General features: G+C 71.4%; 15 protein-coding genes. 5 read left to right on the top strand and 10 right to left on the bottom strand.

Annotated elements, in window-relative coordinates:
* Positions 1–2: 2 nt before the first annotated feature.
* From ectB to ABZ215_RS06615, 5 genes are all read right to left on the bottom strand, one after another.
* Positions 3–1,256: a diaminobutyrate--2-oxoglutarate transaminase gene (gene ectB, locus ABZ215_RS06635; RefSeq protein WP_020416993.1), complete on the bottom strand. Its 1,254-nt coding sequence runs from the start codon at positions 1,254–1,256 to the stop codon at positions 3–5.
* Between the two features lie 68 nt (positions 1,257–1,324).
* A complete protein-coding gene (gene ectA / locus ABZ215_RS06630; RefSeq protein WP_237336459.1) occupies positions 1,325–1,825 on the bottom strand; it encodes a diaminobutyrate acetyltransferase in 501 nt (166 codons plus the stop codon).
* Between the two features lie 210 nt (positions 1,826–2,035).
* Positions 2,036–2,812: an Abi-alpha family protein gene (locus ABZ215_RS06625; RefSeq protein ID WP_020416995.1), complete on the bottom strand. Its 777-nt coding sequence runs from the start codon at positions 2,810–2,812 to the stop codon at positions 2,036–2,038.
* Between the two features lie 33 nt (positions 2,813–2,845).
* Entirely contained in the window at positions 2,846–3,190 is a 345-nt protein-coding gene (locus ABZ215_RS06620) for a lipopolysaccharide assembly protein LapA domain-containing protein (protein WP_027933766.1), read from the bottom strand.
* A 42-nt stretch (positions 3,191–3,232) separates the two neighbouring features.
* Positions 3,233–4,048, bottom strand: a complete 816-nt coding sequence (locus ABZ215_RS06615; RefSeq protein ID WP_354948245.1) for a methyltransferase domain-containing protein — start codon at positions 4,046–4,048, stop codon at positions 3,233–3,235.
* 62 nt (positions 4,049–4,110) lie between these two features.
* Between ABZ215_RS06615 and ABZ215_RS06610 the strand changes: the two genes are divergently transcribed.
* From ABZ215_RS06610 to ABZ215_RS06600, 3 genes are all read left to right on the top strand, one after another.
* Positions 4,111–4,683 carry a TetR/AcrR family transcriptional regulator gene (locus ABZ215_RS06610; protein WP_237336457.1) on the top strand — a complete coding sequence of 191 codons (573 nt, stop codon included), beginning with the start codon at positions 4,111–4,113 and terminating at the stop codon, positions 4,681–4,683.
* Positions 4,680–5,831 carry an NADH:flavin oxidoreductase gene (locus tag ABZ215_RS06605; RefSeq protein WP_354948243.1) on the top strand — a complete coding sequence of 384 codons (1,152 nt, stop codon included), beginning with the start codon at positions 4,680–4,682 and terminating at the stop codon, positions 5,829–5,831. The genes ABZ215_RS06610 and ABZ215_RS06605 overlap by 4 nt, the downstream gene beginning before the upstream one ends.
* A 190-nt stretch (positions 5,832–6,021) precedes the next feature.
* Positions 6,022–6,555 (top strand): SDR family oxidoreductase, encoded by a 534-nt coding sequence (locus ABZ215_RS06600; protein ID WP_354948241.1) that lies wholly within the window; start codon positions 6,022–6,024, stop codon positions 6,553–6,555.
* 557 nt (positions 6,556–7,112) lie between these two features.
* On the opposite strand, the gene ABZ215_RS06595 is transcribed toward ABZ215_RS06600, so the two are convergent.
* From ABZ215_RS06595 to ABZ215_RS06585, 3 genes are read right to left on the bottom strand one after another with little or no spacing between them, the layout of a single operon-like run.
* The gene (locus ABZ215_RS06595) at positions 7,113–7,514 is read right to left on the bottom strand and encodes a DUF4259 domain-containing protein (protein ID WP_020417001.1); all 402 of its coding nucleotides are present in this window, start codon (positions 7,512–7,514) and stop codon (positions 7,113–7,115) included.
* Positions 7,515–7,564: 50 nt separating this feature from the next.
* Positions 7,565–8,167, bottom strand: coding sequence for an alpha/beta hydrolase (locus ABZ215_RS06590; protein ID WP_354948238.1), 603 nt, complete (start codon positions 8,165–8,167; stop codon positions 7,565–7,567).
* Positions 8,164–9,117, bottom strand: coding sequence for a ring-cleaving dioxygenase (locus tag ABZ215_RS06585; protein ID WP_237336452.1), 954 nt, complete (start codon positions 9,115–9,117; stop codon positions 8,164–8,166). Before ABZ215_RS06585 ends, ABZ215_RS06590 begins: the two co-directional genes overlap by 4 nt.
* Before the next feature lie 94 nt (positions 9,118–9,211).
* Between ABZ215_RS06585 and ABZ215_RS06580 the strand changes: the two genes are divergently transcribed.
* Together ABZ215_RS06580 and ABZ215_RS06575 are read left to right on the top strand one after the other, a co-directional pair.
* Positions 9,212–9,664 carry a MarR family transcriptional regulator gene (locus ABZ215_RS06580; protein ID WP_020417004.1) on the top strand — a complete coding sequence of 151 codons (453 nt, stop codon included), beginning with the start codon at positions 9,212–9,214 and terminating at the stop codon, positions 9,662–9,664.
* A gap of 63 nt (positions 9,665–9,727) precedes the next feature.
* Positions 9,728–10,111 (top strand): VOC family protein, encoded by a 384-nt coding sequence (locus ABZ215_RS06575; RefSeq protein WP_020417005.1) that lies wholly within the window; start codon positions 9,728–9,730, stop codon positions 10,109–10,111.
* Here ABZ215_RS06575 and ABZ215_RS06570 read toward each other — a convergent pair.
* Positions 10,108–10,965 (bottom strand): amidohydrolase family protein, encoded by an 858-nt coding sequence (locus ABZ215_RS06570; protein ID WP_354948236.1) that lies wholly within the window; start codon positions 10,963–10,965, stop codon positions 10,108–10,110. The genes ABZ215_RS06575 and ABZ215_RS06570 overlap by 4 nt on opposite strands.
* Positions 10,962–12,524, bottom strand: a complete 1,563-nt coding sequence (locus ABZ215_RS06565; protein ID WP_354948234.1) for a benzoate-CoA ligase family protein — start codon at positions 12,522–12,524, stop codon at positions 10,962–10,964. The genes ABZ215_RS06570 and ABZ215_RS06565 overlap by 4 nt, the downstream gene beginning before the upstream one ends.
* Between the last annotated feature and the right edge of the window lie 5 nt (positions 12,525–12,529).

The following is a 12,529-nucleotide window of genomic DNA, read 5'->3' as shown; positions in this document are numbered from 1 at the left end:
CTCTACTTACCGAGCACGGCCTTGACGGAGGCGTCGATGATCTCCAGCCCCTCGCCGACCTCGGCGTCCGTGAGGGTCAGCGGCGGCAGCAGCTTCACCACCTCGCTGTCCGGCCCGGAGGTCTCCATGAGCAGGCCGCGTTCGAACGCGGCAGCGCAGACCCGACCGGCGAGTTCCCCGTTCTGGAACTCCAAACCGCGGGCGAGGCCGCGGCCCTTCGCGGTCAGCTCCGCTTCCGGGTAGGCGTCGACGAGGCCCTGCAGCGCCGCGCCGATGCGCTCGCCCTTGGCGCGGACGGACTTCTCCAGCTCGTCGTCGCTCCAGTAGGTGCGCATGGCCTCGGCGGCGGTGACGAACGCCGGGCTGATGCCGCGGAAGGTGCCGTTGTGCTCACCCGGCTCCCAGACGTCGAGGTCGGGGCGGATCAGGGTCAGCGCCATCGGGATGCCGTAGCCGGACAGCGACTTGGACAGGCACACCATGTCCGGCTTGATGCCGGCTTCCTCGAAGCTGAAGAACGGGCCGGTGCGGCCGCAGCCCATCTGCACGTCGTCGACGATCAGCAGGATGTCGTGCCGCTTGCACAGGTCGGACAGGCCGCGCAGCCACTCGATGCCTGCCGCGTTGATGCCGCCCTCGCCCTGCACGGTCTCGACGATCACCGCGGCCGGCTCGTTGAGCCCGCTGCCGGAGTCCTCGAGCAGCCGCTCGAAGTACAGGAAGTCCGGGTAGACGCCGTCGAAGTACTGGTCGTAGGGCATCGGCGTGGCGTGCACCAGCGGGATGCCCGCGCCGTGCCGCTTCATCGAGTTGCCGGTGACCGACAGCGCGCCGATGGTCATGCCGTGGAAGGCGTTGGTGAAGTTGATGACCGACTCGCGGCCGGTGACCTTGCGGGCCAGCTTCAGCGCGGCTTCGACGGCGTTGGCGCCACCGGGGCCGGGGAAGATGACCTTGTAGTCCAGCTCGCGCGGCTTGAGGATCTTCTCGTCGAGCGTCTCGAGCAGGTCGCGCTTGGCGACGGTGAACATGTCGAGCGCGTGCGTGACGCCGTCGCGCTCGATGTAGTCGATCAGCGCCTTCTTGAGCACGGGGTTGTTGTGCCCGTAGTTCAGCGCGCCGGCGCCGGCGAAGTAGTCGAGGTACGGGCGGCCGTCCTCGGCGTAGAGGCGGCTGCCCTGCGCGCGGTCGAACACGACCGGCCATCCCCGGCTGTAGCTGCGCACTTCGGATTCGAGCTTTTCGAAGATGCTCACTTTGGGTTTTCCCCTCACTGGTGCTTGTCGACAGCTAATCGCACGGGCGTCCTCGCCCAATTCCGCCGTTATCTCGGGAGCAGCGGCCCGATTCGGTAAAGGTCTTCCGGCTCGTGCCGTGTGCCGTCGTCCGGAAAGTCGGCCGAGCCGAACAGCTCGGTGCGCTCCAGCTCCGCTCCCCACCGTTCCGCGAAGGAGGTGAACAGGCGGATGGACGCTTTGTTGTCGGGCGTGATGGTGGTCTCCAGGTGACGCACCCCGTCGGCCACCAACCGCGTGAACAGGTTGTCGAGCAGGGCTCCGGCCAGCCCCTGCCCGCGTTGCGACGCGTCGACGGCGACCTGCCAGACGAGCGCGGTGTCCGGCGCCGTTGGTCGGCGATAAGCGATCACGAATCCGACCGCGTCACCGTCCACCCGCGCCACCACCGAGGTCTCGGCGAAATCGCGGCACCACAACAGATATGCATAAGGCGAGTTGAGATCGAGCTTCTGCGAATCGCGTGCGATTCGCCAAAGCGCAGCCCCGTCGGCCTTGGTCGGATTTTCGATCAAGTGCTTTCCGGACATGTCAAAACAACCTAACAGAGTTGTTTCCGTCGTTCAGCGCATCCTCGTGCGCACAGCCTGGCTACCTGCAACAACGACGAAACACACGTGAGAATGACAACAGAAAGCTGGCGCTGCGGAACCCAGGTGTGCTATAGCCCCTTACCTGGGTGGGGCCTTATCACGTAGAGCGCTCGTCCGGCGCTGCGCGTTACACGGTAGTGGCAGCGCTCACAGGACGCGAGTCCACTCGCCGGGATCGCATGCCGCCCAGAACCGGACGCCGAAGCGCGAAAGGCGCACGGTCCGGCGCACCAGCCGCGCGCGGCGCGCGGATTTCGCGGCCGACCGGACCAGGTCCTCGGTCGCCAGGATCTCGTACTGCGACTCCAGCTCGGCGGACTCGTCGTCCAGCTCGACCAGGCCGAACCCGGCCAGCCGCGTCAGGTAGCCGGGCACCTCGTCGGCCAGCGTCACGCCGGCCGCCTTGCCGACCGTGGAGGCGTTGCGCAAGATCGTGCGGCCGCCGCCGAACCCACGCTCAGTGACGTCGATCACAGGGAACGCCGCGCCGGTGGCGAGCGTGGCGATGATGCGGGCCTCGTCGGGGGTGAGCTGGCGCAGCACCGTGGCGTAGAGGTACTCGCGGGCCTGCTCGCGGCCGAAGCCGACGGACCGGTCCAGCAGCTCCTTCATCGCGGCGCGCAGCGGCTCGCGCGCGGGGACCAGCTCACCGGCGCCGTTCGGGGCGTGCTCCGTGCCGGCCGCGCTGAGCGCGACCACGTACGGGTCGTCGACCTCGTCGAGACGCCGGCGCAGCCCGGTCAGGACCTGCCGCTCGACCTGCCGCAGCCCCTCACCGGCCAGTTCGAGGCCCGGCAGCGGCAGCCGCTTGCCGATCGTGAACCCGGTGCGTGCGGCCCACCCGGCGAACCGGCCCGCCCGGCGCAGCAGGTTCTCGTCGCCGCCCTCCGGCGAACTCGGCAGGTTCTCGCTGGTCAACCACATCACCCCGTTTCCCAGGATGATGTTACGGCCGGGTCAACGGAGAGCCTTGTTCGCCTTCCGGGTCGCCTTGCGCAACTGGAAGATGCGCGCGCCGCCGACCAGGGCGACCAGGACGGCGCCGGCGATCGCGGAGAACAGCATGGCCACGGCCAGCGGCAGGCTGCCCTCCATCCCGAGGAAGGCCACCGTCGTCGAGTCCAGGTTCTGCAGGATGAAGATCAGCAGGAAGACCAGGATGATCAGGGCGACGATGATCGCGACCCAGGTCCCGCTGACGCGGGTCCGTTTGATCTTGACCGGCTTCGCGGGCGCGGGTTCCGTCACGGGCGGCTGGGGTGGGGTGCCGGTGGCCGGCTCGTCCCCCTGCGCGTGAGTCATACGCCGATTGTGCTCGGGTGGGTGGATTCGCGCAGGTCGAAATCACACGGACCGGCTAACCGGCCAGCTGAGCGTGACCACATCGCGACCCGAGGAGCCCAGGTCCGGCGGCGTCCGCTCGTCGACACCGAGACCACGCAGCGCCTCGGCGACCTCACCCGCCCGGTCCGCGGGCAGGCAGAGCCGCCGCCGGGTGACGTCGACCAGCTCATCGAACCGGGCGTACTCCGGCCTGGCCGGCTTGTGCCAGCGCACGACCGCGGGCTCCAGGCCGAGTTCCCGCAGCGCGGCGACGGCGTCGTCGGCTGTCGGACCGTCCGGGCGCTCGATGCCGTGGAAGTGCCGCCACAGCGAATTGAGGGTGGTCAGCGGGTGGGCCTCGGCCAGTTCGACGACGACCTTCCGGCGCGCGTGGGCGGTCAGCGCGTCGGCGAACGGCGCGAGGTCGGGGGCGTTGTAGATGACGTGCGCGCAGACCACCACGTCGGCGGGCTCGACGTCGACGTCCGGCCACCGCCCCTCGACGGTGTGGTGCGGCAGCGACAGCGCCTCGGCCCGCCGCCGGAACTCCGCGAGCAGCCCGGCGCTGGTGTCGACGGCGGTGACCCGTGTGATCGACCGCGCGCACGGCAGGCTCGCGGCCCCGGCGCCCGCGCCGACGTCCAGCACGGTGCCGGGCAACGCGTCCAGCACGGCCTGGTGGGTCGGCGTCGCGGCCGCCGCTATCTGGCGGTCGGCGCGGCGGGCGAACACCTGCTTCGGCACGACCCAGGGCGATTCGGGCGCCGCGGCCAGGATGTGCTCGGGGATCGCCCAGTCCGCCAGCTGCTCGGACCACCTGCGCAACGCGTCGGCCATGTCCTCATTGTGCCGGTCAATCAGTGATTGATTCGGTGATGGATCCGTGCTTCCCTGGAGGAGTGCCGAGCACCGACGCCTCCACCCGTGAGCGACTGCTGACCGTCGCCGAACGACTGCTGCTCGAATCCGGCTACGACGCGGTGTCCGTGCGGGCGATCAACAGCGCGGCCGGCATGAACCCGGCCGCGGTGCACTACCACTTCGGGTCAAAGGACGCGCTCATCGCCGCGCTGCTGGAGGCCCGGCTCGCACCGGTGTGGCAGCGGCGGCTGGACGAGGTCACCGAGCGGCGGCGCGGCGGCTGGACGCCGACGGTGCCCGAACTGGTGGACCTGGTCGTCACCCCGCTGGCCGAGCTGGCCGCGGACCCCGTCGGAGCGCTGCGGCTGCGGCTGCTGGCGCGGTTCGTGCTGGGCAGGCGGGAGCCGGCGTGGACGTCGCGGTGGTTCGGGCTCGGTCCGTGGATCGAGCTGCTCCGGGACGCGCGGCCGGAGCTGGCGAAGGCGGAGGCGGCGCAGCGGTGGCTGCTCGCGTTCGGCCTGGTGCTGCAGTTCTTCGCCGACGGGATGCCCGGCGAGGTGCCGGTGGAGACGCTGCGGGCGTTCGTCGCGGCGGGATTGGCGGGGTCATGACCGACGTCTTCGCGCCCGCGCGGCTCGGGCCGGTCGAGCTGCGCAACCGGATCATCAAGGCGGCCACGTTCGAGGGCGCGACCCCGGACGCCCTGGTCACCGACCGGCTGATCGAGTTCCACCGGCGGCCGGCACGCGGCGGGGTGGGGATGACGACGGTGGCCTACTGCGCGGTGTCGCCGGAGGGGCGCACCGACCGGCACCAGATCTGGATGCGCGAGGAGGCGCTGCCCGGGCTGCGGCGGCTCACCGAGGCCGTGCACGCGGAGGGCGCGGCGGTGAGCGCGCAGATCGGGCACGCGGGACCGGTCGCGAACGCGGCGTCGAACCGGCTGCCGGCGCTGGCGCCCGGCCGGTTCCCCAACCCGCTGGGAATGCGGATGACGCGAGCGGCCACTGTGGACGATCTGGCGCGCGTCGTGCGTGCGCACGCGTCGGCTGCCCGGTTCGCGGTCGAGGCCGGGTTCGACGCGGTGGAAATCCACTTCGGACACAACTACCTGGTGAGCTCGTTCCTCAGCCCGCGGTTGAACCGGCGCCGCGACGACTACGGCGGGTCGCTGGCGAACCGGGCGCGGCTGGCGCTGGAGGTCGCGCGGGCGGTGCGGGACGAGGTCGGGTCGCGCATCGCCGTGACGGCGAAGCTGAACATGGACGACGGTGTGCCGGGCGGGTTCTGGCTGGATGAGAGCGTGCAGGTCGCGCGGTGGCTGGAGGCGGACGGGACCGTCGACGCGCTGGAGCTGACCGCGGGGAGTTCGCTGCTGAACCCGATGTACCTGTTCACCGGGGACGCGCCGGTGCGGGAGTTCGCGGCCGCGTTCCCGCAGCCGGTGCGCCTCGGCATCCGGGCCGTGGGCGGGGCGTTCCTGAAGAGCTACCCGTTCCAGGAGGCCTACCTGCTGGACCGGGCGCGCCAGTTCCGCGCGGCGGTGGACCTGCCGTTGATCCTGCTGGGCGGGATCACGCGGCTGGAGACGATGGAGCGGGCGATGGACGAGGGGTTCCAGTTCGTGGCGATGGCGCGGGCGTTGCTGCGTGAGCCGGACCTGCCGCTGCGCTTGCGGTCCGGGGCGCGTTCGCTGTGCGTGCACTGCAACCGCTGCATGCCGACGATCTACCGGGGGACGCGATGTGTGCTGACGTGATCGCCGTGACCGGGTCCGCTTCGGGGATCGGGGCGGCCGTGGTGGCGGCGTTGCGGGCGGACGGGCACTCGGTGGTCGGCGTCGACCTGCGGGACGCGGAGGTGTGCGCGGATCTGTCCACTGCGGACGGCCGGCGGGCGGCGGTGGACGGGGTGCTCGCGGCGGCGCCTGCGTTGGACGGGCTCGTGGTGTGCGCCGGGCTCGGCCGCACGTGCCGGATCCGCTGCGGATCGTCGAGGTCAACTACCGGGGCGCGGTCGAGGTGCTGGACGGGTTGTTCCCGGCGCTGCGCGGCGCGGCGGTGGCGGTGTCGTCGTCGGCCTCGACGATGGTGAAGTGGGCGGACAACCCGATCGCGCGCGGCGAGGAGGCGGCCGCGCTGGCGGAGGCCGGCGAGTTCGCGGGACACTTGGCGTACTCGTGGTCGAAGAACGCGCTGACGGTCGCGGTGCGGCAACGGGTTGCGCAGTGGGGCGCGGCGGGCGTGCGGCTGAACACGGTGGCGCCCGGGGCGGTGGACACCCCGCTGCTGCAGGCTGGCCTGGCATCCCGCTTCGGGGACGCGATCCGGAACTACCAGGCGCCGATCCCGCGCCGGGGGCGGCCGGAGGAGATCGCCTCGCTGATCCGCTACCTGCTCGGCCCGGGGGCGGGCTACATCCACGGAGCGCAGCTGATGATCGACGGCGGATCGGACGCATTGCTGCGGCCGACGGAGTTCTGACCCGGGGCGCTTTGCTTGGGCACCGGCAGGATCGGCGCCCTGCCGCGGCAGGCGGCCCGCAGGGGCTCGCCGCACCCCACAGCGGCAGCAGGCCGGGGGCCACTGCTGCTCGGGCTCAGCTCGCGCCCAGCACAGCGCAACGGGCCCCCTGCTGCGGCGGCAGGCGACCCCGCCGAAGGCGGCCGCAGTAGCAGGCGGCCGCAGCGGCAGGCCCCCGCAGCGGCAGGCAGCCCCAGTGGCAAGCAGCCGCACTGACAGGCCGCCCCACTGGCAAGCCGCCCCACTGGCAAGCCGCCCCACTGGCAAGCCGCCCCACTGGCAAACCGCCCCACTGGCAAACCGCCCCAGTAGCAAACCGCCCCAGTAGCAAGCCGCCCCAGTAGCAAGCCGCCCCAGTGGCAAGCCGCCGCACTGGCAAGCCGCCGCACTGGCAGGCCGCCGCACTAGCAGGCCGCCCCACTAGCAGGCCGCCCCAGTGGCAGGCCGCCCCAGTGGCAGGCCGCCCCAGTGGCAAACCGCCTGCTGCCGCGGCGGCCTCTGCTGCGAGTGTCGAGGCGTCAAGCCCCCGCCAGCACCTCGCGCAGCCGGTCGATCTCCGACAGCCACGACGGGCGGTCCGGCGCCTCCCAGAGTTCGTCCAGTTCGGACTTCTCCGCGAGCACCCGGTCGATCGCGCGCACCGCCAGTGCTCTCAACTCGCTTGGGAGCACCGGGATCGGCTCCTCCGGCCCGTAGCTGTCGTCCACCGGATCGCCGCCCGGGACCTGGGACGCCACGAGCGCGGCCGCCGCCACCGCGAGCATTCCCTCGGGCGCCTCCAGGTACCCCGAGTTGCCCGCCGCCGCCTCCAGCGTCGTCCGGATCAACTCCCCGCGCTCACCGGCAGGCAGGTCGTCCAGCTCGTTCGCGAAGTCGGCGGCCTCGTCGTTGTCGAAGTGCCCGATTCCCCACGTTCCCATTGGTTCCTCCTCGAAGTCGCCGTGATCTTCGCAGGAGGCACCGACAAAAACTAAGCTGTCAGCCAGGCCTGCGCAGCCTGGAGGGCGTCCAGCGTGATCTGGTGCCCGCCGTGGTGGCGGTGCACCGTCACCGAGGCCGACCGCTCACGCAGCAGCTGGATGAAACGCTCGTTCGAGGGCAACGGCGCCATCGGGTCGCGTTCCCCATTGGACAGGAACACCCGGGTGGCGCTGAGGTCGTGCGCGGGCGGGTCCGGCACCGGCAGCATCGACGCGAACAACGCCGCCTCCCGCACCACGTCCGGCCGCAGCAGGGTGAGCGCGCCGCCGATGTTGGCGCCGTTGGAGAACCCGACCGCGACCAGCCGCCGTCCGTCCAGTCCGTACTCCCGGCGTGCGTCGAGCACGAACGACGCCAACTCCTCAGTGCGGGCGCGGACGTCGTCGTAGTCGAAGACGCCCTCCGCCAGCCGCCGGAACCACCGCGCGGCGCCATGCTCGGACACCGGTCCGGCCGGGGCCAGCAACGCGGCCGACGGGCTCAGCTCCCGCGCGAGACCCACCAGGTCGTCCGGCCCGCCGCCGGTGCCGTGCAGCAGCAACAGCACCGGCGCATCCGGCGAGCCCTCGATGAACTTGTGCTCGAGCGTCATCGGTTGTTCTCGCCCGGGATGTCCAGCTTCGGCAGGGCGCGCTCGATCTGCTCGCGGTCCGGCTCCAGCCACGGCGGCAGCTTCAGCGCGCGGCCGAGTTCCAGCAGCGGCTCGTCGATGGCGAACCCGGGCTGGTCGGTCGCGATCTCCAGCAGCGTGCCGCCCGGCTCGCGGAAGTAGATCGAGCGGAAGTACTGCCGGTCGAGGATCGAGGTGACGTTCACGCCCCGGTCGACGAGCTCCTCGCGCCACGCGGCCTGGCTCTCCTCGTCGGGCGCGCGCCAGGCGACGTGGTGCACGGTGCCCGCGGCGACGAGCCCGCGCGGGGCGTCCGGCGTGACCAGGACGTCGACCATCGCGCCCGGCCCGCCCTCGCCGGCGGTGAAGCGCAGGCGGTTGCTGTCCTGGCTGCTGAAGGTCAGGCCCAGCTCGCCGAACATCTCGGCGGTCGCGTCCTCCTTGGCGACCGAGAGGGTCACCGAGTGCAGGCCGCGGATGGCGTGCTCGGCCGGGACGTGCCCGTTGTCCCACGGGTCGCGCGGGTCGCCCTGCGGGTGCGCGACGAGCGCGAGCTGGAGGCCGTCCGGGTCGCGGAAGGTCAGGACGTCCTCGCCCTCCCGGTTGGCGATGCGACCGGTGGTGACGCCGGCCTCAGCGAGGTGGTCCTTCCACCAGCCGATCGAGTCGGCGGGCACGGAGAACGCGGTCGTGGTGGCCTGGCCGGTGCCGAGGCGGCCACTGGGCGCGTCCGGCCACGGGAAGAACGTCATCAGCGTGCCCGGCTTGCCGGACTGGTCGCCGTAGTACAGGTGGTAGGTGCCCGGATCGTCGAAGTTGACCGTCGTCTTCACCAGGCGCAGGCCGAGCGTGCGCAGGTAGAAGTCGGCGTTGCGCTGGGGGTCGCCGCCGATCGCGGTCACGTGGTGCAAGCCGCTCGTCTTGATGGACATCGTCTGCTCCTTTGCCGGGGCCTCAACCTAACCCGCAGAACCTCTCGCCAGCAAGATATATTCCGAGAAGAGTTCTGGTCGGTATAGTCATGGGGTGACCACTCCCGGCGATGACGAGATCGTGACCTGGTGGGGCCTCGTGATCGAGGGGTACCTCGCCACGCAGGATCGACTCATGGGCGAGATCGCCGAGCGGTTCGGCCTGGCGCCGGCGCCGTTCGACATCCTGCTGCGGCTGGTGCGCACGCCCGGCCACCGGATGCCGATGACGCGCCTGGCCACCGAGGCGGCGCTGTCCAGCGGCGGGTTCACGAAGGTGGCGGACCGGCTGGTCGCGGCCGGGCTGATCACCCGCAAGCCGAGCCCGGACGACCGGCGCGTGACGTTCGCGTGCCTCACCGAGCACGGGCGCGAGGTGGCGGAAAAGGCGCGCCAGGCGTGCGCCGAGATCCTGCGGCGCCGTGTGCTGGAGCCGCTGGGGCCGGAGGCCTCGCAGGCGCTCGCCGACGCGATGCGGACGTTGCGTGAAGTGAACGGCACCAGCTGAAACCCCCGTTGCCTCCAGCGAATTCGCGGCGCACGATTAGTGCTCTCGTGAAGGAGGCGGGCCATGCTCACCAAGTCGACCATCACGCACATGCTCCCGGCGCAGGATGCCGATCGCGCCCGGCACTTCTACGGTGACCAGCTCGGCCTGCGCCAGACCGACACGGGGCCCGACGGCACCTGCTACTTCGAGGCAGGCTCCGGGCACGTGATCGGCCTGCGCCCGCTGCCGGACACCAAGCCGAGCGAGAACACGGTCCTCAGCTTCGAGGTCGAAGACATCTCCGCGGAGGTCCGCGACCTGGAGGAACGCGGGGTGCGCTTCGCCGACTACGACACCGGCGACCTGCGCACCGAGGGGCACATCGCCACGCTCGGCAAGGAAAAGGCGGCCTGGTTCGCCGACACCGAAGGCAACTGGCTCTGCCTCCACCAGGCGATGCGTTAGATCCCCAGCCCCGGGTAGAGCTTCGCGGCGTTGCCGGACAGCACGTCCCGCGCGACGGCGTCCGGCAGGCCCAGTTCCAGCAGCGCCCGGACGTTCCGCGCGGCGCCCGGGACGCCGGGCCAGTCCGTGCCGAACACGAACCGCCCGGCCAGCCGGGTGAAGTCGAACCGCGCGTAGTACTCCGGCAGCTTCCGCGGCGGCAGGCCGGACAGGTCCAGCCACACGTTGTCGCGCGCCAGCGCCAGGAACGCGGCCACGTCGTACCACCAGCCGCGGCCGCCGTGGGCGAACACGAACTGCACCGACGGGAAGTCCTCCACGACGTCAGCCATCAGCTCCGGGTTGCCGAAGCTCGCGCGGGCGCCGGGGAAGCTGCTCGTGCCCGAGTGGATGATCACCGGCACCCCGCGCTCGGCGCACACGTGGTACGCGGCGTACAACTCCTTGTCCCCCGGCGAGAACGCGCCGTGCACGGGGTGGATCTTCAACGCCACCGCGCCGAGGTCCAGCTGCCGCTCCACCTCGGCCGCCACCGGGTGGTGCAGGTACGGGTTCACGTTCGCCACCAGCCGGAACCGCGTCGGGTTCTCCGCGACCAGCGGCAGGTTGTCCTCGATCGGCTGGATCCCGGTCGCGCGCGGGCTGTACTCGCAGAACAACAACGCGCGGTCGACGCCCTCGGCCTCGAACAACGCGTCCAGCCGCGCGGGCACGACGTTCCCATCCGCGTCGTAGGCCGAGCGCCAGTCGTGCGGGCCCGAGAACCGCTCCGCCCACTCCAGCCACGCCGGTTTCAACGTGCTCAGCCGCGGCGCGTGGACGTGCGCGTCGACCACGGTGTAGCCGTCGATCACGTGAGCGCCCCCGGCCGCAGCGAATCCCGCACCAGCTCGCGGATCACGTTCCGGCGGATCTTGCCCGTCGCGGTCTTGGGCAGCTCCTCGACACCCACCACGGCACGTGGCCGTTTGAACGCGGCGAGCCCCTCGCGGCAGAAATCGATCAACGCGTCCGGGTCGACGGCCCGCCCGGCGGCAGGCACGACGCAGGCCACCGGTTTCTCGATGCCGTCGGAGTCCGGCGCCGCCACCACCGCGACCTCGGCGACGTCCGGGTGCTGCAGCAACCGTTGCTCGACCTCGGCGGGCGACACCCAGATCCCGCCCGCCTTCAGCATGTCGTTGAACCTGCCGAGGCACGTGTACGTGCCGTCCGGGTTGCGCACGTAGCTGTCCCCGGTCCGCAGCCACTCGCCCTGGAACACCTGCTTCGACGTCTCGTACCGGCTCCAGTAGCCGAACGCGGTGGACGGCCCGCGCACGTACAGCTCGCCGGGCTGCCCGGTGGTCTCGATCAGCGTGCCGAGCGGGTCGCGGATCTCCAGGTCGTAGCCCGGCACCGCGACACCCGTGGTGCCCGGCACCACCTCGCCCGGCCGGTTGGACAGGAAGATGTGCAGCGCCTCGGTGGACCCGATCCCGTCCAGGATCTCCACCCCGAACCGGTCCCGGAACCGCTCGTAGATCACCGCGGGCAGCGGCTCGCCCGCGGACACCGCCTGCCGCACCGAGGAGAACGTGTCCGGCGGCAGGTCGGCGGCCAGCAGGGCGGAGTAGAACGTCGGCACCCCGAAGAACAGCGTCGGCCGCTCGGCGCGCACCCGGTCGGCGACCAGCTGCGGCGTCGGACGGCCCGGCTCGAACACCGTGCTCGCGCCGGCCGACAACGGGAAGAACGCGGAATTGCCGATGCCGTAGGCGAAGAACAGCTTGGCGACGGAGAAGCACTTGTCGTCGGGGCCGATCCCGAGCACCTGCCTGCCGTAGGTCTCGCACACCGCCCGGATGCTCGCGTGCCGGTGCATCGCGCCCTTGGGCTGGCCGGTGGTGCCGGAGGTGTACAGCCACAGCGCGGGCGAATCCGCCCACGTGTCATACGTTTCCCGTGGGTCTGCTTTGGACAGTCGCGTCCAGTCGTGTGTGGACACCCGGGAGAACTGGGCGGCGTCCGCGCGGTCCAGCACGACGTCGGTGACCTCCGGCGCCAGCTCGACCGCCTCCTTCGCGGCCGCGGTGAACTCCCCGGACACGCACAGCACCCTGGCCCGCGAGTCGGCGAGCACCCGGCCCAGCTCGGGACCGGTCACCATGGTCGACACCGGCACCGGGACCGCCCCCGCGCACATAGCGCCGAGGATCCCGGTGAGCATCTCGACGCCGTCGACCATGCACAGCATGACCCGTTCCTCGGGCCGCACCCCGATGTCCGCCAGCCCGCCAGCGACGCGGTGCACCGCTTCGGAAAGCTCGGCGTAGGACAGCGTGCGCGAGACCGTGACGACCGCGGTGCGGGCGCCGTTGCCGTCCCGGACGTGCCGGTCGACCAGGTAGTCCGCGGCGTTGAACTCGACCATCGCGC

The sequence above is a fragment of the Amycolatopsis sp. NPDC006131 genome (genome assembly GCF_040614175.1).
Taxonomy (GTDB): domain Bacteria; phylum Actinomycetota; class Actinomycetes; order Mycobacteriales; family Pseudonocardiaceae; genus Amycolatopsis_E; species Amycolatopsis_E tucumanensis.
The sequence above is the reverse complement of the archived record's forward strand: the minus strand, read 5'-3'. Positions and strand labels throughout refer to the sequence as shown.